This is a genomic window from Psychrobacter sp. H25 (assembly GCF_059076335.1).
On record NZ_JCACRV010000001.1, the window covers coordinates 2,310,813 to 2,335,882 of the forward strand.

At 43.4% G+C, this 25,070-nt stretch carries 20 protein-coding genes and 1 tRNA gene; 12 read left to right on the plus strand and 9 right to left on the minus strand.

The features are described from left to right. Positions 1 to 42: 42 nt before the first annotated feature. The 4 genes from AC5JPO_RS09390 (at position 43) to AC5JPO_RS09405 (ending at position 5,564) form a co-directional block, all read left to right on the plus strand. Positions 43 to 1,824 carry a Mur ligase family protein gene (locus tag AC5JPO_RS09390; protein ID WP_443526751.1) on the plus strand — a complete coding sequence of 594 codons (1,782 nt, stop codon included), beginning with the start codon at positions 43 to 45 and terminating at the stop codon, positions 1,822 to 1,824. An 82-nt stretch (positions 1,825 to 1,906) separates the two neighbouring features. Next, the gene (locus tag AC5JPO_RS09395) at positions 1,907 to 3,358 is read left to right on the plus strand and encodes a UDP-N-acetylmuramoyl-tripeptide--D-alanyl-D-alanine ligase (protein ID WP_443526749.1); all 1,452 of its coding nucleotides are present in this window, start codon (positions 1,907 to 1,909) and stop codon (positions 3,356 to 3,358) included. A 3-nt stretch (positions 3,359 to 3,361) separates the two neighbouring features. Next, positions 3,362 to 4,480, plus strand: coding sequence for a phospho-N-acetylmuramoyl-pentapeptide-transferase (mraY, locus tag AC5JPO_RS09400; RefSeq protein ID WP_443526747.1), 1,119 nt, complete (start codon positions 3,362 to 3,364; stop codon positions 4,478 to 4,480). A 139-nt stretch (positions 4,481 to 4,619) separates the two neighbouring features. Next, a complete protein-coding gene (locus AC5JPO_RS09405) occupies positions 4,620 to 5,564 on the plus strand; it encodes a putative RNA methyltransferase (RefSeq protein WP_443526822.1) in 945 nt (314 codons plus the stop codon). A gap of 88 nt (positions 5,565 to 5,652) precedes the next feature. Here the strand turns inward: AC5JPO_RS09405 and AC5JPO_RS09410 are convergent, their stop codons facing one another. Next, the gene (locus AC5JPO_RS09410; protein ID WP_443526745.1) at positions 5,653 to 6,435 is read right to left on the minus strand and encodes a YdcF family protein; all 783 of its coding nucleotides are present in this window, start codon (positions 6,433 to 6,435) and stop codon (positions 5,653 to 5,655) included. Positions 6,436 to 6,814: 379 nt separating this feature from the next. Here AC5JPO_RS09410 and AC5JPO_RS09415 point away from each other — a divergent pair, with 379 nt between their 5' ends. The 3 genes from AC5JPO_RS09415 (at position 6,815) to AC5JPO_RS09425 (ending at position 10,481) form a co-directional block, all read left to right on the plus strand. After that, a complete protein-coding gene (locus tag AC5JPO_RS09415; protein WP_443526744.1) occupies positions 6,815 to 7,117 on the plus strand; it encodes a hypothetical protein in 303 nt (100 codons plus the stop codon). A gap of 673 nt (positions 7,118 to 7,790) precedes the next feature. Then, positions 7,791 to 9,329, plus strand: a complete 1,539-nt coding sequence (locus AC5JPO_RS09420; RefSeq protein ID WP_443526743.1) for a YHYH protein — start codon at positions 7,791 to 7,793, stop codon at positions 9,327 to 9,329. Between the two features lie 81 nt (positions 9,330 to 9,410). Next, positions 9,411 to 10,481, plus strand: coding sequence for a hypothetical protein (locus AC5JPO_RS09425; protein WP_443526742.1), 1,071 nt, complete (start codon positions 9,411 to 9,413; stop codon positions 10,479 to 10,481). A gap of 856 nt (positions 10,482 to 11,337) precedes the next feature. Here AC5JPO_RS09425 and AC5JPO_RS09430 read toward each other — a convergent pair. Continuing rightward, positions 11,338 to 11,428: transfer RNA gene (locus tag AC5JPO_RS09430), tRNA-Ser, on the minus strand. A gap of 204 nt (positions 11,429 to 11,632) precedes the next feature. On the opposite strand from AC5JPO_RS09430, the gene AC5JPO_RS09435 reads away from it, so the two are divergent. The 3 genes from AC5JPO_RS09435 to AC5JPO_RS09445 all read left to right on the plus strand — a co-directional run bounded on the left by AC5JPO_RS09435 (position 11,633) and on the right by AC5JPO_RS09445 (position 13,445). Further along, on the plus strand, positions 11,633 to 12,454 hold the full coding sequence (locus AC5JPO_RS09435; RefSeq protein ID WP_443526740.1) for a DNA/RNA non-specific endonuclease: 822 nt from the start codon (positions 11,633 to 11,635) through the stop codon (positions 12,452 to 12,454). Between the two features lie 71 nt (positions 12,455 to 12,525). Beyond that, a complete protein-coding gene (locus AC5JPO_RS09440) occupies positions 12,526 to 12,789 on the plus strand; it encodes a hypothetical protein (RefSeq protein WP_443526739.1) in 264 nt (87 codons plus the stop codon). 272 nt (positions 12,790 to 13,061) lie between these two features. Next, positions 13,062 to 13,445 (plus strand): DUF2147 domain-containing protein, encoded by a 384-nt coding sequence (locus AC5JPO_RS09445; protein ID WP_319051985.1) that lies wholly within the window; start codon positions 13,062 to 13,064, stop codon positions 13,443 to 13,445. A 233-nt stretch (positions 13,446 to 13,678) separates the two neighbouring features. On the opposite strand, the gene AC5JPO_RS09450 is transcribed toward AC5JPO_RS09445, so the two are convergent. From AC5JPO_RS09450 to AC5JPO_RS09465, 4 genes are all read right to left on the minus strand, one after another. Beyond that, positions 13,679 to 14,941 carry an ammonium transporter gene (locus AC5JPO_RS09450; RefSeq protein ID WP_319051986.1) on the minus strand — a complete coding sequence of 421 codons (1,263 nt, stop codon included), beginning with the start codon at positions 14,939 to 14,941 and terminating at the stop codon, positions 13,679 to 13,681. A 106-nt stretch (positions 14,942 to 15,047) separates the two neighbouring features. Further along, complete coding sequence (locus tag AC5JPO_RS09455; RefSeq protein ID WP_201556743.1) at positions 15,048 to 15,386, minus strand: P-II family nitrogen regulator; 339 nt, start codon at positions 15,384 to 15,386, stop codon at positions 15,048 to 15,050. A 457-nt stretch (positions 15,387 to 15,843) separates the two neighbouring features. Further along, a complete protein-coding gene (locus AC5JPO_RS09460) occupies positions 15,844 to 16,698 on the minus strand; it encodes a universal stress protein (RefSeq protein ID WP_443526738.1) in 855 nt (284 codons plus the stop codon). Between the two features lie 176 nt (positions 16,699 to 16,874). Next, on the minus strand, positions 16,875 to 18,374 hold the full coding sequence (locus AC5JPO_RS09465; RefSeq protein ID WP_443526737.1) for a SulP family inorganic anion transporter: 1,500 nt from the start codon (positions 18,372 to 18,374) through the stop codon (positions 16,875 to 16,877). Between the two features lie 668 nt (positions 18,375 to 19,042). Between AC5JPO_RS09465 and murD the strand changes: the two genes are divergently transcribed. Together murD and ftsW are read left to right on the plus strand one after the other, a co-directional pair. Continuing rightward, a complete protein-coding gene (gene murD / locus AC5JPO_RS09470) occupies positions 19,043 to 20,479 on the plus strand; it encodes a UDP-N-acetylmuramoyl-L-alanine--D-glutamate ligase (RefSeq protein ID WP_443526735.1) in 1,437 nt (478 codons plus the stop codon). Positions 20,480 to 20,753: 274 nt separating this feature from the next. Then, complete coding sequence (ftsW, locus tag AC5JPO_RS09475) at positions 20,754 to 21,950, plus strand: putative lipid II flippase FtsW (protein WP_443526734.1); 1,197 nt, start codon at positions 20,754 to 20,756, stop codon at positions 21,948 to 21,950. Positions 21,951 to 22,072: 122 nt separating this feature from the next. Here ftsW and gluQRS read toward each other — a convergent pair whose 3' ends face one another. From gluQRS to AC5JPO_RS09490, 3 genes are all read right to left on the minus strand, one after another. Next, entirely contained in the window at positions 22,073 to 23,053 is a 981-nt protein-coding gene (gene gluQRS / locus AC5JPO_RS09480) for a tRNA glutamyl-Q(34) synthetase GluQRS (RefSeq protein WP_443526732.1), read from the minus strand. A 223-nt stretch (positions 23,054 to 23,276) separates the two neighbouring features. Further along, on the minus strand, positions 23,277 to 23,714 hold the full coding sequence (gene dksA / locus AC5JPO_RS09485) for an RNA polymerase-binding protein DksA (protein WP_319051992.1): 438 nt from the start codon (positions 23,712 to 23,714) through the stop codon (positions 23,277 to 23,279). A 486-nt stretch (positions 23,715 to 24,200) separates the two neighbouring features. Next, the gene (locus AC5JPO_RS09490; RefSeq protein WP_443526730.1) at positions 24,201 to 25,043 is read right to left on the minus strand and encodes a metallophosphoesterase; all 843 of its coding nucleotides are present in this window, start codon (positions 25,041 to 25,043) and stop codon (positions 24,201 to 24,203) included. Between the last annotated feature and the right edge of the window lie 27 nt (positions 25,044 to 25,070).

Here is a 25,070-nt window from a genome sequence, read left to right on the forward strand (position 1 = left end):
GCTTCTAAGCGCTGATTTGTATTAACTGTTTAGGAATCGCTCATGACCTTGCCTACCTTATCGCCAAATGGCGCCCCTGTTATCTCTGTTACTTTGCAACAGCTTATCGATACTAGCGATAGCAGACTGACGCAGCAATTGACAGAAATGATGGCAACATCGGCTCAAAAGGCGGCAAATCAGGCAATCTCAGCTCAGGTTCATCCTATCGCTGATATCGCCTTTCGGCAGTTTCAATTAGACAGTCGCCAACTGTCTGATAATGACGTATTTATCCTTTTAAACAGCCACACGCCGAACATTCAAAAAAGCCGCGATTATCTGTTGCAGGCCGCCTCAAAAGCGGCTTTTGTGCTATCAGAAATTGATCCTATCACCTTAATGAGCGAAATGAGTGGCTCTGTAGATACCAGTAATGCGTTGGCGGTAGATAGCAAAAGCGATGCGTCACAGCAATTAGCAGCACTCCCATGCCCAGTCTTATACGTTCCTAACATCCGTGATTTTTTGGGTAGTTTAATCCAAGCGTATCTACAATATCAGCAGCCAGTGACATTACCCAAAGTAGTGGCGGTGACAGGTACTAATGGCAAGACCACTATCAGTCAATTGGTAGCGCAGCTTACACAATTGACAGGTATGAGTAGCGCGGTGATGGGTACCGCAGGTAATGGTAGGCTTGGCGCGTTAGTGCAGGCGAGTCATACCACAGGAGACGCCTTGGCTGTACAGCAGTTTTTGTATCAAATGGGTGCAGAGAGTGCTGAAATACTGGCACTAGAAGCCAGCTCTCATGGTTTAGATCAGCAGCGCTTGCAAGGTATGCCTGTTTCTGTGGCAATTTATACCAATCTTAGCCGTGATCACTTAGACTATCATGCCGATATGGCAGAATATGCTGCCGCCAAAGCCAGGCTGTTTGATACGGCACATTTTCCAGATCTAACTCATGCCATTATCAATATTGATGACGAGCATGCTCAGGTGATGCTAGAGACTGCACGCGCTAGTAAATTAACGGTATGGACCTACAGTTTAGACCCGTTGGCATCCGCTACCTTTGTCGCGGCTGATATCACGCCGAGTCTGCAAGGGGTCAAGATTAGCTTACGTACAGATTTTGGTGATGAGCAAGCCACGACTATAGATATTGTTAGTCCATTATTGGGCCGTTTTAATGTAGCCAATTTACTCGCCGCGATAGCCGCTACTACGGCGCTGAATACCCAGTCAAATAAAAATCAGTCAAATAGAACTCAGTTAAATGATGTTCAGTTAAATGCTGCCCATTCAGATATAAGTATTCATCGCATTGCAGAGGCAGTGACACAGTTACAAGGCGCTGTCGGGCGTATGCAGCGTGTGCCATCTAATGATGGCTGTTTTATCGTTGATTATGCGCATACACCAGATGCACTCAGTCAGGTGTTAGCGAGTTTGAAGACCCACTGTAAGGGCCAATTGTGGGCAGTATTTGGTTGCGGCGGCGACCGTGATGCAGGTAAGCGTCCGCTGATGGCACAAGCAGGTCTAGCAGGTGCTGATAAAGTTGTCCTAACTGCGGACAATCCACGTACCGAAGACCCCACTGCTATTTTGCAAGACATGCAAGCTGGAATGAGTGCTGAGCAATATCAACACACTCACATAGAGCCTGCGCGCCAACAAGCAATTGTGTATGCCGTCAGTCAGGCGGGTCCAGATGACATCGTCGTCATTGCAGGCAAAGGCCATGAAACTTACCAAGAAATCAACAATGTTCGTTATGACTTTGATGACAGTGTTATTTTGCAACAGGTATTAGAACAAGCGGGCCGTGTATAGCCGATAGACTCTCGCTGCATAAAATAGTCAAGAGTGATCATTAAATACAAAAATTAAGTAGTCATCATATAAGGTAACCACTATGACAGCCGACACCGATAACACCATCCAGTCGCAAGGGCTTTATGTCTGGCAAATGGATAATATGCTTGCTGCGACAGCGTCGCTCGATGGTCATTGGCAACTGCCACAAGACCATACAAATGCAGGAGAAGTCGCTCTAGCCAGTAAGCGTATCGCTACCGACACTCGCACGATAAAACCAGGTGATATCTTTTTGGCGTTAAGTGGTGAGAATTTTGATGGTCATGATTATATTGATATGGCAGCATCAAAAGGTGCAATTGCTGCTATCGTGTCTCGTCCTACCGCATCATCCGATGCAAATACTATCCCGCAGTTGGTGGTAAGTGACACCCGTTTGGCTTTAGGTCAATTGGCCAGCTATCGACGTCAGCAGCACACAGACCTGACCGTGATTGCTATTACAGGCTCGAGTGGCAAAACAACCTGCAAAGAGATGCTGGGTAGCATTTTTGGTAGATTGGCGCCGACATTGATTACTCGTGGCAACCTCAATAATGATTTGGGCGTGCCAATGATGCTGCTTGAGCTATCAGATCATCATCGCTATGCTATTTTAGAATTGGGTGCCAATCATATTGGTGAGATCGCTTATACGACTGAGATCGTCCGCCCTGACGTGGCCTGTATCCTAAATATCGGTACTGCCCATTTAGGCGAGTTTGGTAGCCGTGAAGGGATTTGCCAAACCAAAGCAGAGATTTATCACACTTTGACGGACGCGCAGTATGCGATAGTGCCTGATAAGGATGATTTTACCAATCAGTTGCGCCGTATTGCTGAAAAGCACACTTCACATGTGATTGGGTTCGGTAATACCGATGTCAGTGCAAGTCATCTGGATGTAGAACCTGAGCGTAGTGAGTTTAAGCTACATATCGGTAATCAAATTCATGATATCAATTTGCCATTAGCAGGCGAGCATAATGTCAATAATGCTTTGGCCGCTGCCGCCTGTGCATACGCGCTAGATATTGAGGTCAATGATATCGTTGTGGGTCTAGAAAATGCGCGTCCAGCAAAAGGTCGCCTGAACAGTCAGATACTGGGTATGCATCGCCTTATTGATGATACGTATAATGCTAATCCTCACTCGGTACGTGCCGCTGCTAAAGTGCTGGCTGCACAAACGGGCACGCAAGTGATGGTGTTAGGGGATATCGGTGAGCTTGGGGATGCGGCAGTTAGTGAGCATCAAAGCTTGGGCCGTACTATCGCGACCACAGGTATTGATGTATTGCTGTGTGTAGGTGAGTATGCCGCCTATACTGTTGCCGGCGCGCAAGAGATTTCTGATATCAATGCGCATGCATTTGCAGACAAAGACAGTTTATTAGAATATTTACAGCCGTATTTACAAGCGCAACAAGCTAAGCCTTGCACTGTGTTGTTCAAAGGCTCGCGCTCCATGAAAATGGAAACACTTATACATGCATTAGTAGAGGAGTAGGCGGTGTTAGTTTGGTTGTTTGGCTGGCTTGGTCAGTATTATACGCCGTTTTCTGCGGTTTCTTCGTTGACGCTAAGAGCACTGCTCGCGGTCGTCACCGCGCTTATGTTTAGCATGGTTTTTGGCGGACGTGTCATTCGACATTTGCGTTCGCTCAAATACGGCCAGGCTATTCGGAACGATGGGCCTCAATCGCATTTGGCCAAGACAGGTACGCCTACCATGGGCGGGGTACTCATTCTGAGTGCTATTGGCATATCGACGCTGCTATGGGCACGCCTAAATAATCCTTACGTTTGGATTTTGCTCGTTGTTATGGTTATTTTTGGCGCGGTAGGCTGGGCAGATGATTGGCTCAAAATTAAATATAAAGACCCCAAAGGTCTGATCGCACGAAAGAAATATTTTTGGTTGTCGATGGGCGCATTGTTCGTCGGTGTCTCGTTGTACTATATCGCCACACTACAGCCAGACATCAACACCACTCGTGAGATGCAGGACCTGTTATTGCCCGTATTCAAAGACTGGATGATTCCATTTTCAGCAGTGCCCTTTGGTATTGGTTTTATTATCTTTACTTACTTTGTGATCAATGGCGCCTCCAATGCGGTCAATCTCACGGACGGTTTAGATGGTTTGGCGATTTTGCCAGTCGTTTTGGTTGCTGCAGGTTTGGGCGCAATGGCTTATGTATCGGGTGATGTGCGCTTTGCAGATTACTTGCATGTGCCTTATATTGCCTATAACTCTGAAGTTCTCATTGTTTGTGGCGCGATGGTTGGGGCAGGACTTGGTTTCTTATGGTTCAATGCTCACCCAGCGCAGGTATTTATGGGAGATGTCGGTGCACTGGCACTCGGTGCGATGCTAGGTACGATTGCGGTGATGACGAGACAAGAGATTGCCTTTGCTATTATGGGTGGTTTGTTTGTTGCTGAGGCGCTATCAGTGATGCTACAAGTGGGTTCTTATAAACTGCGCAAAAAGCGCGTTTTCCGTATGGCACCGCTGCATCATCATTTCGAAGAGATTGGCTGGAAAGAAACACAAGTAGTAGCCAGGTTTTGGATTATCGCTATCATACTTGTTATTCTTGGACTGATGACATTGAAGCTGCGTTAAAACGTCAGCCTCAAACCGTATTGTAAGTACACTTATACCAGCCTCCTAAAAGCCATTTCAAACAATATTGAGGTGGCTTTTTATCGTTCAAGGCACACGAAATTTGTTAAAATGCGAGTCATATTGCTATGACTTTGAGATATCTGTGTCCTTATTTATTTGTCCACTTTGCCAGTCACCACTACAGCCAGCCGCAGATACGTGGCGCTGTGATGGTAGTTTGCATCCCAAAAACACCTCGCACCCCTTTGACGTTGCCCGTCAAGGCTACGTCAATCTGCTGCCTGTGCAACAGAAAAAGTCCAAAGCACCTGGCGACAGTCAAGCGTCTATCAATGCGCGTAAACGGTTTTTGAACCAAGGGTATTATGCACCGCTGCAGGATCTGATCAGCCAAAAAATGGAAGTGCTGTTGTCAAAAATTGAGTCCACAGATGAGCATAATACCAACTCTGTTCATTGGCTCGATATCGGTTGCGGTGAAGGTTATTATACGCAGGCAATGGCACAAATGGGCTCGTCGCTCATAGACACGTTAATAGCCGCTGATATCAGTAAGCCTGCATTGGTTGAGCTGGCTAAAGTGAGCAAAGCGATAGGTCATCTCTGGTATCAACAGAATGAGGATAGTGTTACTAAGCCAACAGCCGTCTATCCACTAGTGACCAGTGCGGCGCATCTACCACTACGCCCTCATAGCATTACCGGTATCAGTAGTATATTTAGCCCCATTTTGCCCGAAGCGTTCGCTAAGGTGTTGGCTGATAATGGCTATCTGATTATTGCCAAACCAGATGTTGGGCATTTGGCGACGCTACGTGAAGCCTTATTCGATAGTGTGCGTGAGCATGACTCTGATAAGTTTCTACAGGAATTGGCGCCATATTTTACGTTGGTTGAGACTCAGCGTGTCAGTACCGACATGAGTCTATCCGCAGAGGACTTAGCCGATTTAATGACGATGACGCCTTATGCGTACCGGGCGCGTAGTGAGAAGCGACAAGCATTATTGTCAGCAGTAGAAAAATCGTCATTCAATACAGAGGCAAAGTTTGTGGTTTATGTTTTACAAAGGATAGCGTAGCACTTCTCAAAATAGCATGGTGTTATACACTGCAGTGTAGTGCATTGCAGTGCAGTGCACTGCAATGATGTCTTTGATACTCCAAGTATTAGTATTCTTTTAGCAACCAGCCACTACCAAAGGCAAAATACTCTCTAAACCAGGCATTGTAGCGAATAGATAGCGGTGTTGGGCTGGCGAGGGCCATAGGCTGCTGGTAGTCTTGATGCTTTGCAATTGCTACGGCACGAATGGTATGAAAATCACTGGTGACAATCGCAATGGGCATGTTTTTATTGATACTATGCTGCGCAAGAATATCCTGACTGTACGCCAAATTTTCCTCAGTGCTGGTGCTTTTGCCTTCTTGATAAATACGATCTAGCGAAATGTCGTGCGTGTCCTGCAAGTAAGTTGCCATAATGTTTGCCTCACTGCGCGGCTGCCCCAGACCGATACCGCCACTGGTAATGATCAATGCTTGTGGTTGCTGCTCAATCAGCGTTGCTGCCGTATCCAGACGACTGGCGAGGGTGGCGCTGGGTTTGCCCGCAACGGTACCAGAACCAAGCACGATAATAGCGGCCACGGGCGGTAGCGTTTGTTTGCCACGAGCAATCTGCTGCTGCAATGAGTAAACAAATACCAAAAAGCTCATGAGCCATAACCCAAATATTAACCATAACCCATACCAGATACGACGCAGTACAGGATGTTTGACAAGCACTCTAGCAATCATAGGCGCACCCAGCCCATGACCCAAAAAAACTACACCTATCAGAAAAGGCAGTACCGTGCCAAAATTAACCTTGTCAATGGCTATCAGTGCGATACAGTCGATGATAAGTATGAGTCCAAGTGCTATCAATACAATACGTAATAACCCAAACATAAGTTTTTCCAGTCAGCACTTATAGATCAGTCGCGCTGTCTATATAAGTGTCAAATATTAAACATTAAACATTAAACATTGAATGCTACATCCGCCTCTACAGTAATCAAAAGCATCATATATATACTTTTAGGTCTGCCCATCTATTTACTTACACTAGTAGCACAACTTTGTGGCTGTCTACAGTTTAGTGTCTGAATGTGCCAAACAACGGCAACAATCGCAACCTTTCTTCATGTTTCATAAATCTACTTAATACTAGAATCAGTTATCATTTTCTTTGTCGATAGAGCGATGCGACATCGCAATATCTTATTTGATACGTCATAAGGTATCTTTAATTATTATTCATCAATATGAATGAAACTGGGAAAATAAAATGAAAAAGATAATAGTAAGTTCAATTTTAGCCGCTACCGCTTGTTTGTCTATGGTTGGTCAAGCCAACGCGGCACCTGATTACTCAAAGTCTCATGCCGCCCAAGTACAGCATCAAAAACATGATGCTAAAACAAAAGCAGATAGCAAACACAAGGTTGTCAAAAACAAGGCAAAGGTATCACAGCAAAAAGCAAAAATAATGGCTGCCAAACATAAAGCACAAGAAAAGCACCAAGACAAATATCAGAGCAAGTATAAAAATGATAAACAAAGTAAAAATGATTACAGACACCGCTCTTAAAAGTAATATCTGATTATCTAAAAATGACGCCTCAAGTAGGCGTCATTTTTTTGTAAGGACGAATTAAGCGTTGTTCAAGATAGTGGCTTATTTAATGCTTATGATCATACCTCAACGTTAGACTATGAACCTATACGGACAGTTCAGCAAAAGGTGATAATCATTGAGAGTACTGAAATATGGTATTGATGCATGGAGATATAGTGTCGATACATAGCTTTGAGCCATTTGACGGACTGGTGGTCAGAAAATATGTGAGAGAACAGCTACTGTTTTACATCAATGCCACGCTCAGTATCTTCTAGATAACGCATTATTTTGGTGGTTTTTTTGCCCTTTTTACGGTAAGTGCAAATATGATGATGTGTTTTATATATTGCCCAATATCTTGCTTGAGTTTTCATAAATATAGCTGGTAAGTCTCACTATTAGGTGTTTTAAAATAATATTTGGCGCTAAGCCTTAGAATATAAGTATCTTTCATGAAGAAAAACTCAGCAAGACTTAACGTTTCTTAAAGTTTCTATAAAGTAAAAGTTGATATTATCTAATCAATATAAGAGGTTTATTTTTGAATAAATATCAACAATTACGACGTATAAACAGGTAACTGATAGTTTTCCCTGTTTCACTACCATTGCCTTTCAGGTCTTATATCCTACAAGAGTGCTTTATGAACCTCACAAAAACGGCTAAAGCTTTCAGCTTGCTTGCTATTGTCACTGCCATACAAGTTTCATCACTGACCTCTGCCTATGCCCATGACCTTAATGAACATACCATGCCTGCCAAAGAGTGGCAGATCACAGGCCAGCCTAGTGTCGCCGCTGACTTTATCAAATTAGAAGACAGTACGGTTTATCTGACCGATAGTCGCCATCAGCTACTCTCTTTTATTTTGGCGGATTTTTCAGCCAATGATCAAACCTATATTCTGGAAAAAAACGCTCATATTCAAGCGATCAATCAGCTAGCAGTGATTGAAAATCTAGTAAGTAGTAATCAATTAACGGCTATCCAAAATCCAAACGATACTACTGTTATTGCCAATGATAATGGGACTGCCCTAAACAAAGCTGATGCGGAAAGTTCTGTTATAACGGATAACAGTGACACGCGCTCTGTTTTATTCTTCTACCTCTTGGGCGGCTTGATCTTAGCGAGTGGTTTGGTTTGTCTTTATGTTTTGAACATACGCCACAAAAAAAACCGAACCTCAAAAGTAGCTTATTCAGTTTTTGGTGTATTGGGTTCAGCTGCTTTACTGGTTGCTTGTAGCAGTACTGAGACGGTCCAAAATATCGGTGAAAAGACCAAAGAGGCGATCGCTCACTTGCCAGTACCAGCCAATGATATTGATTTTATGGCGTCAGTATTTGGCTCATTCGATAACGTCAGTACTCATCATGATGATAAATATCTGTATATCGAATCAAATGGTATTCCAAGCCACGAAATGATGATAGGTATCACCAGTTGGCAACAGCAAGTACCTATCGACCAAGATTATACCGATGAGAACAGTTGGGTCATTCCCTTACAGCCTGAGCTTGCCGATGAGCCTTTAATGGCCAAAGACAATTTTATGAAAGGCGCCATCGCGATTGCAGCTAATGGCATTCCTATATTCAACCCATTAAACAATCGGGGTGAGGACGCCAAAGCATTCGGAGAATTAGACAATTGGGGCGGGCATTCTGGACGCGCTGATGATTACCACTATCATCTTGCACCAACCCACCTACAGTCACAAGTTGGCGCAGGTAAGCCTATTGCTTATGCACTAGACGGCTTTCCTGTCTATGGTGAAACGGATGATGAGCTTGATGAGTATTTAGGCAAATTTAACGAAGACGGCAGCTATGAATATCATGCTACCTCAGAGTTTCCGTATTTAATTGCAGGTTTGCGCGGTAAGGTCACTATAAACCCAGATACAAAAGCGCCAGAAAATGAAATTTCACCGCAAGCACATACTCATGGCGTTCGCCCAGCGCTGACGCCTTTGCGCGGAGCTGAGATCACAGATTATAAGATTATAAGTCCGACTCAATACAGTCTAACGTATACCCATGACGGTCAAGAGCATAAGCTTAACTATGGTTGGGGCGCTACTGAAGCGACCAAAGATATTTATACTTTTGAATTTATTGATCCAGAGGGTACGACCGTACAGACTTATAAACGCACTGGTAACACACAGAAAAAATAATACGTATCTAATGATAATTATCAATTATAGAGATAATAAGCTGAGTTCAAAAACCATCTTATATAATGCTAAGGAATCCTAATGAAACCTATTTTAATACCTGCTTTGCTAACCACGACAGTATCTGCTGTATTGCTGGCAGCGTGTAGCCAAACCCAGATAGACTCAGCGGCTACCGATGCCAATGCCAATGAGCAAACGACAGCATCAGTAAATAGTAGTGCAGATGCCAGCAGCTATACTGGCAGCGCGAGCTTAACCCAAGGTGTTGCCCAGACTGACGTGACAAATGCTTATGAATGTGACCGTGGTCGTCAAACCAACATTGGTAGTATCCAGTCATCTGACGGTAAAACATGGACAGTACCAGCAGCGACCAATTTGCTCAATACAGATTTCCCAGTGGCGTCTGACTTAAACAACCCTTGTACGGGCAACGACTATCGCACTGCCAGTGAAGCTTTAGCTCAACTTGATGGTTCAGACATCATTGAAATAGATGCAGATGGTGAAGTGTATACCGCTTACGTCTTTGCAGATAATTATTTTGAGATGTATGTAAATGGTGTGGCAGTTGGACGTGACAATGTGCCATTTACTCAGTTCAATTCAAATATAGTGCGTTTCAAAGCAAAAGCACCATTTACCGTTGCTATGCATTTGGTGGATTGGGAAGAAAACTTAGGTATTGGTTCAGAGAGTAATCAAGGCTCAGAGTTTCATGCAGGAGACGGCGGTCTAGTCGCTGTGATCAAAGATAAAGACAATAGCATCATCGCTAAGACTGATGAAAACTGGAAAGCACAGACCTTTTATACCGCGCCGATTAGAGACTTATCCTGTGTTAGTGAGTCAGGTAGCGAGCGCCTATCTAGTAATTGTGTTACCACAGCTAATGTACAAGACGGTTCGGCAGATTATGGCCTGCATTGGGAATTGCCTACCAACTGGCAACAAGCAGACTTTGATGACTCTAGTTGGCCGAACGCTACTACTTATAGTAACCAAACCATTGGGGTAGATAATAAACAAGCTTATACCAATTTCATAGATATTTTTGATAATGAAAAAGCAGATGCCCAATTCATTTGGTCAACCAATGTCGTACTCGATAATGAAGTTATCGTACGCTATACCGTAGATGCGTTATAAGCGCTGTACAAATACTTAAAAGACCATCATAAATGCCGCTCCAAAATAGCTATCTTAGATCTATCTTGGAGCGGCAGTGGTATAGCGGTTACGTTTTATTTGTAAGCCGTATCTTTATTCTCAGTATATATTTATAAATAAAAAGCTATCTATCGATATCCTTCCTCGTTTGTCACTACCGCGTACTTGTATGTCTGTAAGCGCTGGTTGAACTCAAAAATCGTTACCTTTCTTAAACTTTCATCAAGCTACTTAACATAGGGACTAGCTATGATAAAGGGCAGTATTATTAACATCGTCTACGTGCGCTAGTTATTCAAAGTAATGCTTTCCAACCAAAAAAATGATGCCAAATATCCACTAATTGTCCTAAATAATCATCTCAAAAATCGACTGAGAGCGCCAATGAAACAAACCTTATTCATACTATTTGCCATCTTTTTCAGTGCAATAGGCTACTCAGCCAATGCAATGGTACCGAGTATTGCCTTTGCAGAAGCAGTAGACGCGACTCCAAAACCAGTCGTATCTGCTAAAATACGAAAAATCAGACGCGAATGTCGCATCAATTTGGGTCTGAACAAGTTATACACGAATCTAAGTGACAGTGAAAAAGAAGCAATGAAGAGATGTATAGGCAGTAAGTAGCTGTAGGTTTGGATATTAGCAGCGATAGATGAATGGTATGAGCCAGCAATATACTTTATTGTTGGTTTTTTTGATAGATAATAACGATTCAGGCAGCATTAGATGACAAGTATAGACTGACAGTCTTACTATTGAAGTGTTTGAATTTTATTTAGGATAGAGTAAGACAAAACAGAAAAACTGGGGCTTTTATCAAAATAGATAAGATTGGCGGTGAAGGAGGGATTCGAACCCTCGATACGCTATGAACGTATACACACTTTCCAGGCGTGCGGTTTCAGCCACTCACCCACTTCACCGTTTTTTGAACGCCTAAGTATAGCGGATACCATTTAAAATGTCACGACTTGCGCACTATCTTTCTTTATTGGTGGCCGCCTGCTAGGATAGCAAGTATGTAATAGCAAGTATAAATGGTTGAGAGTTGAATGATAAGTTTCAGTAAGTCCAAAAGTGGATTTAAACATAGCGTGCTGACGGCGATAGTGACTGTTACGATAGGTATGTCTACTCAGGCATATGCTGATGACTTCAGCCAGTGTAGCCAATCTTTTTATGGTGGTATTTATCCTGAATTTACCAATACCAAACTGAGTAATCAGACACAAGCACTATGTATGGATGGTTTTGCTGTCATGTACTCTGGTGTATCACGCACACCCCTATGGTCAGCAGAGTATCTAGATCGGACACGCCTACAACAAGCAAAACAAATCGACCGTGAAGACAGCTTTCACGAAGAAAGTAAGCTCCCGGAGTCAGCACGCGCGTCATTATCTGACTATTCAGGTTCAGGTTATGATCGCGGACATCTCGCACCCAATGCCGACATGGCAACGCGTAGTCAGCAATATGATAGTTTCAGTCTGGCCAATATCGCGCCGCAGTCACCGCGCAACAATCGTTATATCTGGCGTAATATTGAATCGGCTACTCGATATTTAACGCAGCAATACGGTGAGGTCTATACCATCACAGGTGTAGCATTCACTAATAGCAAAACCAAGCAACTTGCGAACCGCGTACTGGTTCCTAGCCATTTTTTTAAAGCGGTATATATTCCAGCAACCAATCAAGCCGGGGTGTACTACGCACCCAATGATGAATCAGAACGTATCGATGTTATTAGTGTTGATGAGTTAACCGCTGAAACGGGTATCGATGTCTTACCAATGTTAGACATCCAAACAAAAACACAAGCGTTTGATTTACCATTAAAGGCAGGGGAGCGCTCAGATACACCTGATACTACAGACGAAGAGCCTGACTGGATGTTATTTGTATGGGCTATTCTAGAATGGTTAATTGCACAGCTAAAAGCGTAAAAGGCTTTATAAATATCGACGCATAAAAGATTAGAATTGCGCCAAAGCATACTAATAGTGAGGATGAATACATGATTGAGCCATTCGCAAACAACCACCAAAGCATGCAGATAGGCGAGCTAGTTATTGAAAATCAAGAAGACAAGATTGTTATTTATGGTGATATCGATCTGACTTTAGATGCGTCAGGATATGAGCAAGCCCAGCAGTTACATGAGCTAACTAGTAAGATTATTGACGCATTTCAGGTCAATAGCCTTTATAGTAATAATGACAGTAAGTCAAAAGAAATTGATGACCAGTTGGGCAAAGATATCGACAACCCTTTCCTGTAAGTCTTTGATATAGTTTTATTTTTCCAGAAATAATAAAGTATAAAAAAATTACTAGGCAAACTTAAAAAATTGCTTATAATGAATCAAGACATCGCTTATGTCGCTCAGGTCTTTGAACAAAACCTTATGAGCAATTGCGGTAATACCTACCTAAGGTGTAAGTGCTTAGATAGATATCCCAAAGCTCATAATAAAAGATTCTAGCAAAGGATAAGCATAGGACATCGGAAACATAACGTTTCGAGCAATCATTGTATGAAGGGAGTCAATCTATGAAATTATTTACAAAAACCACTTTAGCAGTTGCTGGTATTGGTATCGCTAGCATGGCTTTTGCCGCTGATCCACTTGCCAATACGACTTGGCAAACATATGATGAGGGCAAGCCAAAAGGTACTGTAAAAATCACTGAGTCAAACGGTGTATTGACAGGTACGCTTGTTGCTACTAATTCAGCCAAAGGTAAGAAGCACGTTGGTACGACTATTATCAAAGGTCTGAAGTCTGACGGTGGTGGTAAATATAGCGGTGGTACGATCACTGACCCTGAAAAAGGTAAGGACTATCGTATGACTGCAAACTTAAGCGGCAACACATTGAAGCTAAGAGGTTATATTGGTCCATTCTCTCGTAGCCAAGAATGGAAAAAGAAATAAGCCAGCATTAAGAACCAATCATCAAGCCTTAACTTAATAAAAAAAATCCCGCATTACCGAAAGGTGTTGCGGGATTTTTCTATATTCTAGATTTGTTTTCTAGGTTCAATAAGTAAGTTCTATATTGAAGGTTTAATAGAGGAAGTTTCTTATCGATTAAAATAATAAACGCTGATACTACAGTAAGCAGTATCAGCGCATTTAAGACTTATGTCTAGCTTATGAGAGTGATCTTATCTGATAAACTCTGGGTAAGCTTCCATACCACATTCAGCGATGTCAGCACCTTCGTACTCGTCTTCTTCAGAGATACGTAGACCGATAACTGCTTTGATGATTGCCCAGACTACTAAGCTAGCAATGAATACCCAAGCAAAGATAGTCGCGGCGCCTACAATCTGACCGATAAAGGTAGATGCTGGGTTAGTGATTGGTACAATGAGCAAACCAAATAAACCAACAACACCGTGAACTGAGATTGCACCTACTGGGTCATCAATTTTGATTTTGTCTAAAGCTAAGATTGATAACACGACGATGATACCAGCGATGACACCAAAGATAGTGGCTTGTAGTGCAGAAGGGGTTGAAGGCTCTGCAGTAATGGCCACTAGACCTGCTAATGCACCGTTTAGGAGCATGGTTAGATCCGCTTTACCAAAGATGATGCGGGCTAGGATTAAGGCACCAACAGCACCGCCAGCAGCAGCAGCATTAGTGTTTAAGAATACCATGGCAACAGCATTGGCACTGGCGATATCACCAAGTTTAAGTACTGAGCCGCCGTTGAAGCCGAACCAACCCATCCATAAGATCAATGTACCAAGTGCAGCAAGTGGTAGATTGGCACCAGGAATGGCACGTATCTCACCATTAGGACCGTATTTACCTTTACGTGAGCCCAATAGTAGTACGCCAGCTAGGGCAGCAGCAGCACCTGCCATATGAACGATACCAGAGCCTGCAAAATCAGAGAAGCCCATGTCACCTAGGTTGAATAAACCAAAGACATCGTTGCCACCCCAAGTCCAGCTACCTTCTAATGGATAGATAACGCCAGTCATGACGACTGCAAACAATAAGAAAGCCCATAATTTCATACGCTCAGCAACGGCACCTGAAACGATTGACATACAGGTCGCTACAAACACTACTTGGAAGAAAAAGTCTGAGGCTGCAGAGTAAACGGAGTCGCCACCAAAGCCATTTTCGGCAGAGGCTGCCAACGCATCTTCTACTAAAGTGTCACCGCCTGCAATTCCGCTTAAGAACAGATCGCCACCATACATAATAGCGTAACCACATACCATGTACATAATGCTGGCCGTTGCAAATAACGCGACATTCTTAGTTAAGATTTCGACCGTATTTTTTGATCGGACCAGTCCGGCCTCTAACATAGTGAAGCCAGCGGCCATCCACATGACCAACGCCCCACAGATCAAAAAGTAAAACGTATCGAGCGCATACTGGAGCTCAAAGATTTGACTTTCCATTTACATTCCCCTTGAATTTACAATATAGATATCGGTATGACCGATAGATAAAAATGCTGTAAGAACCTATATCTACGAATCTCCTTTTATAGATATGGCCTCAAATCTAGATAGCATCCGGTCCGGTTTCACCTGTACGGATACGAATGACTTGCTCAAGTGCAGTAACAAAGATTTTGCCGTCACCAATCTTGCCAGTACTAGCGATGCGAGTGATGGCTTCGATAGCAGGGTCGACCATCTCGTCGATCACAGCAACTTCAACTTTTACCTTAGGTAAAAAGTCCACCACGTATTCTGCGCCGCGATAGAGCTCTGTGTGACCTTTTTGACGACCGAAACCTTTGACTTCAGTGACAGTAACACCTTTGACACCGATGTCAGAAAGCGCTTCACGCACATCATCGAGCTTAAACGGTTTTAAGATCGCAGTGATTAGCTTCATAAAAAAATTCCTTATTTGTGTGATGCTGCAGATTGATAGAGGCATTATGGTGCATCGTCGTATCTCTGCCTTGCTTACGGTAAGTTATTCAAGAACTGTGCCAATTTACTCAAGGGGAAGTAAATTGGACGTGTCCGTTCAAAAATAACCGTCATTCCGATAGAGGATATAACCGACGGTACAACAATGAGAGCCTTCATTATAGACGTAATAAAGGTAAATCAATCTTCAGCGTTTGGTTAATGACAACTTTATTATAACCAACTTTTTGAGTGCTTGGGGAAGCTATCCCCGTATTTCATGTGACGATTTGCTAACTTGAGTTCGGCAATCAAAAGGGGTTTTTGCGAGGAAGCTATAAACAGAAGATAAATATAAAACAGATATAAGCAGCAGAGCGCCAGCAAGGTAACGGGTGCTCTGTACTTAGATATAGGGGGTGTATGCAGCAGCGTACTTACGCTTTAGGGAATAGCAGATACGGCGTTTTGGTACTGACTAGCAGTTTTTTGGTATCGCTACCTTGTAGTAATTCACGCAGACGAGACTGACCGAAGGCGCCTGTCATGAGTAGACCGATGTCGTTTTGATTCTGATAGTAATTTAAGGCCGCTGCGACATCACGGCAGTCTAGTAGTGTCTTTTTGGATTTAATACCTGCTTGCTTGAGCTTTGCATAAGCTTCGCGTAGGGCATCACAGTTGTCAGAATTTTCTCTACCAACCATAACAATATGTACGGTCAAGGCACGTACAAGTGGCGTCTTACATAGCCAATTGAGTAGTTTATGGCACGTTGGGCTGTTGTCAAAAGCAAATAAAGCCGTAGTAGGGGTCAAAAATGGTGCATGTGTCACCAAAATGGGGCAGTGACTGACTCTGATAAGCTGACTTAGGGTGGATTTGCAGGTAACATGATGACCAATAACGATCAATTGGGCTTTGTCATCAACGTAATCGATACTTTGGTTTAGGTTCTCATGACGATGTAAGGTGTACGTTTTAAGCTTGCGGCGCTGCTGTTCACAATAAGTGGTCGCTTGTGAGAGTAGCAATCTGCCTTGTGCCTTTAACTCACAGTTGCTCAGATGCTCTTTACTCGTGAACTGCTCAAGCAATGCATTCTCATCATCGATGTTTAGACAGCCAGAATAATTGACCGCAGCTTTTTGTTGTAAGCTTGGTGCAGAGTGTAATAGTCCAATAGGTGCTTGCAGACGGGTAGAAGCCCACATACTCGCCTCTAATACCGCTTGAACATGATCGGGACAATCCAAGCAAGCAATCACACTATCAAGTTTTAAATTACTCATAAAACGACCACATCATTTTAATAATAAGAATCAGCCACTCAGTTCGGGGCTAAGCATAACCATCATACTCAACCCTGATTACCATTATGGCCGCCTATTCATATATCAATCCATACCATGTATCAATTTACAAAACCTTGATTCGTATTAGTATGGCAAGGCTGATAGAGAGTGGCTTAATCTAATAAGCCAATATCTCGGCGATCATGAACAGAGAAGCGGTCAATCAGTGTGCGACTCGCATTGTTGAGTCCTACCACTTTGACATCAATACCTTCACGTTGCAAGCGCATGACCAGTTTGTCCAAAGTATCCACAGCAGTCACATCCCAAAAATGTGCTTGGCTAACATCAATCTGAATGCTATCTACGGCTTCTTTGGTATCGAAGCTATTCAAGAACTGTGTCGTAGAAGCAAAGAATACTTGACCTTGAACATAGTAGTAACGGGTATTGCTACTGTCATCGTACTCGCTAAAGATGGTCAAGAACTGTCCAATCTTATTGGCAAATGCCAAGGCAGATAGCAGCACACCAACACCAACGCCATAAGCTAGGTTATGAGTAAAGACCGTAGTCAATACTGTCGCCAGCATCACAATATTGAACGACATAGGATGCGTTTTGAATTCGCGAATAGATTGCCAGTTAAACGTACCAATCGATACCATAATCATAACGGCAACCAGCGCAGCCATTGGAATTTGGCTGACCCATTCACTCAAAAACACCACCATAATCAGTAAGACAACACCAGCCATCAACGTAGATAGACGCGTACGTCCACCAGATTTTACGTTAATCATAGACTGACCAATCATCGCACAGCCTGCCATACCACCGAAAAACCCTGATACCACGTTAGCCATACCTTGACCACGGCATTCTTTGTTTTTATCACTGGGTGTATCCGTCAACTCATCGACGATGGTTGCTGTCATCATAGACTCTAATAAACCAACAATAGCAAGCGCAATAGAATACGGCGCGATGATAAGTAGTGTCGTCAAATTCAATGGGATATCAGGCAGCAAAAATACTGGCAATGAATCTGGCAAGTCACCCATGCTGCCAACGTTGCGAATATCAAGATTCATATACATGGCAACAGCGGTCAATCCAACGATGCAAATCAATGGAGAAGGAATCACACGACCTATTTTAGGGATAAGTGGGAACAGGTAAATAATCGCTAAACCCGCCGCTGTCATAATATAAACCGTCATACCGACACGTTCGGTCATGGGGTTTAGCTCAGGCAGTTGCGCGGCGAATATCAATATCGCCAGTGCGTTGACGAAGCCAATAACCACTGAGCGCGAGACAAAACGCATCAGATTGCCCAGCTTTAGAATGCCCATTACGACCTGAATGGCACCGCATAACAGGGTAGCAGCAAGCAGATACTGCAAACCATGATCGGCAACCAAATCAACCATGACCAATGCCATAGCCCCTGTCGCTGCCGAAATCATCCCTGGACGTCCACCGACAAAGCTGATCACGACGGCGATACAAAATGAGGCATACAAGCCAACTTTTGGATCAACACCCGCGATAATAGAAAAGGCAATGGCTTCTGGAATCAGTGCTAGGGCTACGACTAAGCCCGATAAAACGTCGCCGCGAACATTGGAAAACCACTCGTCACGCAAGTTATCAATAAAAGATGTCATAAGTAAACTACATAGGGTTAGAGGCAAAAAAAGTAATCATTACTCATTTATAAAATGATCGCGTCGCTAATAATAGCTATTCATTTGTCTTTTACGTCAACATGCACTGGGTCATGTTGCTGTGTTGGAATGTGCAAGGTCAATAATAAGTATGTCTACTCATTTTTTTGGTATCGCGTATACGCTCATCAATAATAAATATGATGAAGACAGTAAGATGACCTAAAAATATGGTTTGGACTGGGTTGCTTAAAATAGGCTATTGAATATAACACCCAAGATAAGGCATAGAATCAGCAATTATTTGCTGTAGTAGAGGGTGATAAATAATTTGCCACACAACGATCGTTGCCTGACATAAAGTTACCACACACGAATCAGTGCTAAAGAGACGTGACAATAGCGCGATAAATGTGACAACATGCTAAACTAAAATAATCAGGCGTAGCGCCTTATTGCATAACAATGTCACATACCAATCAAGTCAGCCATTATAGCATTAGCTACCAAATATAAAAACAGGCGAATAATAGCACAAAGTCATAAAAAATCATTACCCAAATTTGAACGATACCGTTATGATGCCTATCATCGTGAGGGTGTCACCGAAAGTCGCTACACGCTTGTTTTCTTGCCACTACTTTGTTCGTCTAACAGAAGGAATAGATATGACCGCTAATACCGCAACAGAAACCTTGATTCATAAGGGCAACGGTCTACAGGTCGTGGTCGGTTTGGGACAGTCTGGACTATCGGTAGCGCACTATCTTGCCAAGCAAGGTTATCAAGTAGCAGTAACAGATGCACAAGCCGCGCCTAAGCTTGCGGATCAACTGCCAGCTGATATTGAAATTCGTCAGTTTGGGGCGATCGATGCAGAGCTACTACAGCAAGCAGCACGTATTATTATCAGCCCAGGTATCTCGCTTGAAACCGATGCCGTGGCAGCAGCCCGCCGAGCTAATATTCCAGTCGTCAGTGATATTCAACTGTTTTGTGACGCATGTACAGTACCGATAGTAGCCATTACAGGCTCTAATGCCAAAAGTACCGTGACTACCTTAGTTGGGCAAATGGCAGCAGATGCTGGCGTTAATGTGGGTGTCGGTGGCAATATTGGCGTGCCAGCACTGACTTTGCTTGATAATACGGATATGGAGTTGGCCGTGTTAGAGTTGTCTAGCTTTCAGCTAGAAACCGTTACTAATTTAGGTGCAAAAGTCGCGACGGTACTCAATATGTCGCCCGATCATTTAGATCGTCACGGTGATATGCTTGGTTATCATCAAGCCAAACATCGTATCTTTCAGGGCGCCAAATCAGTAGTCATTAATCGTGAAGATGCGCTCACCCGTCCATTAGTGGCAGACAACCTACCAAGAATCAGCACAGGTATTCATGCTCCTGATAAAGGACAGTACGGTCTTATTACCGATACGGAAGGTCAGACTTATCTGGCGCGCGGTACAGAACGGTTACTGTCGGCGGACAAACTGTTGATTAAAGGTCGTCATAATCTGCTAAACGCGCAGGCTGCTTTAGCGCTTGGCGAGCTTGCAGGGTTACCTATCGAGAGCATGCTGGATACGCTGCAGCATTTCTCAGGACTTGAGCATCGTTGCCAATATGTAGGGAACGTTGCTGGTATCGACTATTTTGACGACTCTAAAGGCACCAATATCGGTTCTACTATGGCTGCTATCGAAGGGTTGGGCGCGGTCTATGCCCCAAAAGATGGCAAGCTGCTACTGATTTTGGGTGGGCAAGGTAAAGGTCAGCAATTTGGTGAGTTGACTCCTTTTATCAATCAATACGTAAGTCAGGTAATACTCATCGGTGAAGATGGACAACAGATTGAGCAGCATTTGCGAGCGGCCAAACTCAGTGATGATGTCGCATTACATCAATGCCAGACACTAGAAAACGCGTTTGTAACGGTTCAGCAAGTGACGATAAGCAGTCTTTCACAAGTGCAAGCGGTGCTGTTGTCACCTGCCTGCGCGAGCTTTGATCAATACAGTGGCTATGCTGCTCGCGGCGAGCACTTTAGTAAATTGGTCGAACAGTTAGGTGCGACACAATCAGATAACACGATTATCAGCTAAAAGTCTCGATCAGCCAAACGCTCTGATCAGTCAGCTCAGTCGTTGTGGCAGTAGGCATTAGATGGTATTTTCTTTATAAACGATTGTTTTGCTTATAGATTGCTGCTACTGTCACCATAACTGGTTTGATGCTTAGATAGGTGGTAGTTCACGCATCTTTTGTTGCTCATGACTGTCCTATCATCCTCTATCTGGTACGATTTACTTTATCATTTTTTAAACGGTGGCGTTTTATAGACGCCGTGTTTCTTCGTTCGTTAGTGTATATAAAATTATGGCGCTCTCTTCTTTTTTTCGTTCCTCGTCTCAGACCAAGCAAGCCTCTGGCACAGATGGTGTGCTTTCTATGCCATCAGCACGTGCAATTTTACTATCGAGCGTAGGCTGCATGATGGTGCTTAGTTTACTGATGGTCGCATCTGCTTCTATTCCTTTTGCGCTCAGCCGCGGTATGACAGAGCTGTATTTTTTCAAAAACCAGCTGTTGTACATGATGATTGGTTTGATCGTCGCTGTTATCCCTTATTATAGTGTGTCGCTGCGAACGCTTTATAAGACTGAAACCCAATTTCTTTTACTGGGTATCACAGGTCTGTTGCTAGTGGCAACGCTATTTAGTACACCTATTAATGGTTCTAAGCGTTGGCTGACGTTAGGCGGTTTTAATTTTCAGGTCGCAGAGTTGGCCAAGCTGGTCATGATTGTGTTTGTCTCTGACTTTGTGGTGCGCCGTTCGTTTGAGGTGCGTAATGGTCTCGATGGTTTTTTGCGAATTATGCTGGTGGTAGCGCTAATCACTATACTGCTCTTATCACAGCCTGATTTTGGCTCGTTTGTCGTTATTTTAGGGACACTATTCGCGATTTTTTATATCGCTGGTGCCCCTTACAAGCACTTCTTAGCATTAGGTGCGGCGGCTATTGGCGGTGCTGTACTGATGGTGACTACGGCAGAGTACCGATTGGTGCGTGTCATGTCTTTTATGGATCCATTTGATGATGTGCAAGATACTGACTACCAGTTAGCACGTAGTTTGATTGCTTTTGGGCGTGGACAGTTCACGGGTGTCGGCTATGGCGAAAGCGTACAAAAACTATCGCATTTACCTGAGGCTCATACTGACTTTTTGTTGGCGATTACGGGTGAGGAGTTAGGCTTTGTTGGGGTCAGCATGGTGTTGGTGCTCGAAGCACTGATCATTGGTAGTGCGATGCGCATCAGTTACAACGCACTCAAACGTCGTCAAATGCGCATGAGTTATACGGCGTTTGGTATCGGTGTGGTATTTATTGCGCAGACAATTATTAACGCGGCGATGAATATGGGTGCCATTCCAACCAAAGGCCTCACTATGCCATTCTTTAGTTATGGTGGATCTTCGATGTTGATCAGCCTAGTGATGGTTGCACTACTACTGAAGATATATAAAGAAAGTCCTGAAATCGAAAAGAGCCAATGCCGCTACTATTAAAAGATTTTAATTAGTAAAACATCTGAGTTAGCTTATACATTTTATGAGTAAGACCTAAAAAAAGCGCCGCAAATAGTGGCGCTTTTTGCTGTCTACTGCTATTAAGGGTTCCTTGGTTCTCATCAACAGAGTAAATTTAGCTGCTGCATACCTTGTAGCGGTGCATTGTCCCACTGTGCAATGGCTTGGATGAGCATATTGGTTGGCGTGTCGACATCGACTTTTGGTTGCCGTAGGAGTGCCAGTCCATCAGTGATAAGTTGGCTTGGATCCGATGTGTCTATTGGCTGCGCGAGGTTTTGCTTGGAGAGCTTTTGACCATCTGCATTATTAATTAACGGCAAGTGGTACCAATGGTCGATCGTTGGTAGACCCGCTGCCTGCATAATACTGATCTGCGCTGTGGTCATCGGCAGGATATCCAAACCACGCATGATATGAGTAACCTGTTGTAGACCATCGTCGATACTGGCGGCTAATATGTAGTTGATCATACCATCTTGACGACGCGCTACCATGTCTCCTAGTGTCTGCTGTGGATTATCCCATTGCTGACCCTGAATACCATCATTAAAACCGATTTTATAGTCTGGTAGCTGTATACGTAATTTATGCTGCTGCCTATCAAGATGGGTTGCCACACAGCGCCTTGGATAACGCTGCCGGTTTGGCTGTTTTTGATTGACTGGTGTTTCAGTATGGGTCTGGCTATGATGTCTATTGATATCTTCTTGTGCCCAGTACTGCTCTAAGTCTTTGCGTGAGCATCGGCAGCCGTAGGTTAAGGGGCGCAGCGATGAAGACAGGTAGTCATTGTAAATATCGATACGTTCAGACTGATAGATGACGTCACCGTCCCAGTGCAATCCAAGTATTTCTAGATCCATCAAAATCTGCTCAGTGAACTGCTTGTCACAGCGCGCAGTATCGGTGTCCTCGATGCGCAGCAACCATTGGCCACCGAGCGATTTTATATGACAGAAGCTAGCAAGTGCCGTGGTAAAAGAACCCAGATGCAGCTCACCCGTAGGTGATGGCGCAAAACGGCCAATAGGCTGTGATAATCTGGGTTCAGTTGGTGTATCAGTATAAATATTTTTCAAAATAAATAACTATCGATAAAAATGATAGAGATAGAATAATAAAGATCGGTATCAAAAGATATTTATTAAATGAAATTATTTTGTTAGTAATGGCAGCTTTGCGTCGATCATATATTTGAGAGTAGAGTAGGGGTGGTGGTTAAGAAAAATGATAGTCTTGTAAAAGCAAAAAGCGACCCATGATGTGGTCGCTTCTGCTTACGTATGGTTATCTGTATACCGCTTAAGCCCCTTGGTTTTGGCGCTCTTTGATCTCTGACAAGGTTTTGCAGTCGATACACTGCGTGGCTGTTGGACGAGCTTCGAGGCGACGTAGACCAATCTCTACACCACAGGTTTCACAAAATCCATAGTCATCATTTTCGATTTCTAACATAGACTTGTCGATCTTGCGGATGAGCTTACGTTCACGATCACGTGTACGTAAGGCAAGCGCAAACTCTTCTTCTTGAGTTGCACGGTCATTGATGTCAGGCATCGCACTTGACTCATCTTGAATGTAGTTTTTGGTACGATCCGCTTCGCCAATCAGTTGGTTTTTCCATTCCAACAAAATTGACTTAAAATGCTCTAACTGTGCGTCAGACATGTACTCTTCGTCTTTGGCTGGCACATAGGGAGTAAACTTGACTTCACTTGGATTCGTGGTCACGGTGCTCATATGGGTATCCTACTTTTTCAAATTAATTCAATAAAACGACGTATCAAAAGACAAGACGTTATCAGTTTTACAAACGCTATAAGTTGTCCCTTTATCAAACGTTTTACCACTTGGTGATACAAGTAACACAGCTGATCAAATAATATCGTTATTTTAGTATATCGGCATACTCTGACTCAGGTATATTGCTATGCAAATCTTTAGTTCAATAGCACTGCTCAAATCGTATTATAAATGATTGACTATTAACACTTAGCTTGTGGTTTCTTGGCCATCCTAGCTATTATTCTATTGCCTAATTTTAAATATTAGACCGTCCTCGCTTCATTTTACAAGTTGTATCATTGTTTATAGTAATAATGAAGTTATTTTTTATTTTGATCTCGTTTTTTCTTAATTCATTAACTTGTACAATCTTGGTCAATATAGGCTAAGCTCATAGTGGGCAAGGGGTGGAGCTATTATCTGTAGTAAAAAATATGGCCATTAAGTATCCAGTCTTTCAACCCAGCTTGCAACCTTTCCATTGTTGGCTAATTGCAACCAGCGGTAGCCTGGTAGGCCACTTTCATCATAAGCAAAATCGTGCGAATAAGGTTTGAACTGGTAGCAGGTAGACGGTGTGCTATAGACGGTAACCCCTTGGCGATAACGAACTTGCTCTTGATGAGTGTGACCACTAATAATGACTTGTAGATGCTCAAAAGGCGCCATATGCTCCCAAAAACTCTCCGTGTTTGTTGCCATATGGGTATCAATCCAGTCAGAATCCACTGGTATGATGTGGTGGTGTAGAGCAACGAGCGCTGGCTTATCACAGGCATCAAGACATTCGCACAGCCAATCAATATCAGTGGTTGTTACTTCACCTGCTACCTTGCCTGTAATCGATGAGTCTAGCAATAGTAATTGCCAGTGATCTCCCTCAATCCTATGCCGGCTGAGCAGACGTGAGTCAGCTGGCTGGGCAACGAGCGACCTCTGAAAAAACGGTAGGTGTTCGCCCTCCTCGTCAGTCACGTCATGATTGCCAGCGATACAAACAAAAGGGATTTGAGTCGCTTGTAGGACAGCAAATATGTGGTCGTAGGTTGACAGCCTTACTTTATTCACCAGATCGCCGGTCACAATGATCAAGTCGCAGCGAATATCTTCACTCAGTGCTTGCTGGAGTACTGTCTCAAAGCTGCGCTGACAATTGCCAGCATCGTTGTAACCACTGCTATCAATATCAGCAGCGACAGGCGTGGATAAATGCAAATCAGTGATTTGTAAAATATTCATCTGTTCATCGGGCGTACTGATCTTATTGACAGGATAGCTTGGCATTGGGTCAGTCCCTTATCGAATCAAAAC

Bases quoted from the DNA above. Each gene is read 5' to 3' on its own strand.
- AC5JPO_RS09390 (WP_443526751.1), top strand. From the start codon at position 43: ATGACCTTGCCTACCTTATCGCCAAATGGCGCCCCTGTTATCTCTGTT.
- AC5JPO_RS09395 (WP_443526749.1), top strand. From the start codon at position 1,907: ATGACAGCCGACACCGATAACACCATCCAGTCGCAAGGGCTTTATGTC.
- AC5JPO_RS09410 (WP_443526745.1), bottom strand. From the start codon at position 6,435: ATGTTTGGGTTATTACGTATTGTATTGATAGCACTTGGACTCATACTT.
- AC5JPO_RS09415 (WP_443526744.1), top strand. From the start codon at position 6,815: ATGAAAAAGATAATAGTAAGTTCAATTTTAGCCGCTACCGCTTGTTTG.
- AC5JPO_RS09420 (WP_443526743.1), top strand. From the start codon at position 7,791: ATGAACCTCACAAAAACGGCTAAAGCTTTCAGCTTGCTTGCTATTGTC.
- AC5JPO_RS09425 (WP_443526742.1), top strand. From the start codon at position 9,411: ATGAAACCTATTTTAATACCTGCTTTGCTAACCACGACAGTATCTGCT.
- AC5JPO_RS09435 (WP_443526740.1), top strand. From the start codon at position 11,633: ATGTCTACTCAGGCATATGCTGATGACTTCAGCCAGTGTAGCCAATCT.
- AC5JPO_RS09440 (WP_443526739.1), top strand. From the start codon at position 12,526: ATGATTGAGCCATTCGCAAACAACCACCAAAGCATGCAGATAGGCGAG.
- AC5JPO_RS09445 (WP_319051985.1), top strand. From the start codon at position 13,062: ATGAAATTATTTACAAAAACCACTTTAGCAGTTGCTGGTATTGGTATC.
- AC5JPO_RS09450 (WP_319051986.1), bottom strand. From the start codon at position 14,941: ATGGAAAGTCAAATCTTTGAGCTCCAGTATGCGCTCGATACGTTTTAC.
- AC5JPO_RS09455 (WP_201556743.1), bottom strand. From the start codon at position 15,386: ATGAAGCTAATCACTGCGATCTTAAAACCGTTTAAGCTCGATGATGTG.
- AC5JPO_RS09460 (WP_443526738.1), bottom strand. From the start codon at position 16,698: ATGAGTAATTTAAAACTTGATAGTGTGATTGCTTGCTTGGATTGTCCC.
- AC5JPO_RS09465 (WP_443526737.1), bottom strand. From the start codon at position 18,374: ATGACATCTTTTATTGATAACTTGCGTGACGAGTGGTTTTCCAATGTT.
- murD (WP_443526735.1), top strand. From the start codon at position 19,043: ATGACCGCTAATACCGCAACAGAAACCTTGATTCATAAGGGCAACGGT.
- ftsW (WP_443526734.1), top strand. From the start codon at position 20,754: ATGGCGCTCTCTTCTTTTTTTCGTTCCTCGTCTCAGACCAAGCAAGCC.
- dksA (WP_319051992.1), bottom strand. From the start codon at position 23,714: ATGAGCACCGTGACCACGAATCCAAGTGAAGTCAAGTTTACTCCCTAT.
- AC5JPO_RS09490 (WP_443526730.1), bottom strand. From the start codon at position 25,043: ATGCCAAGCTATCCTGTCAATAAGATCAGTACGCCCGATGAACAGATG.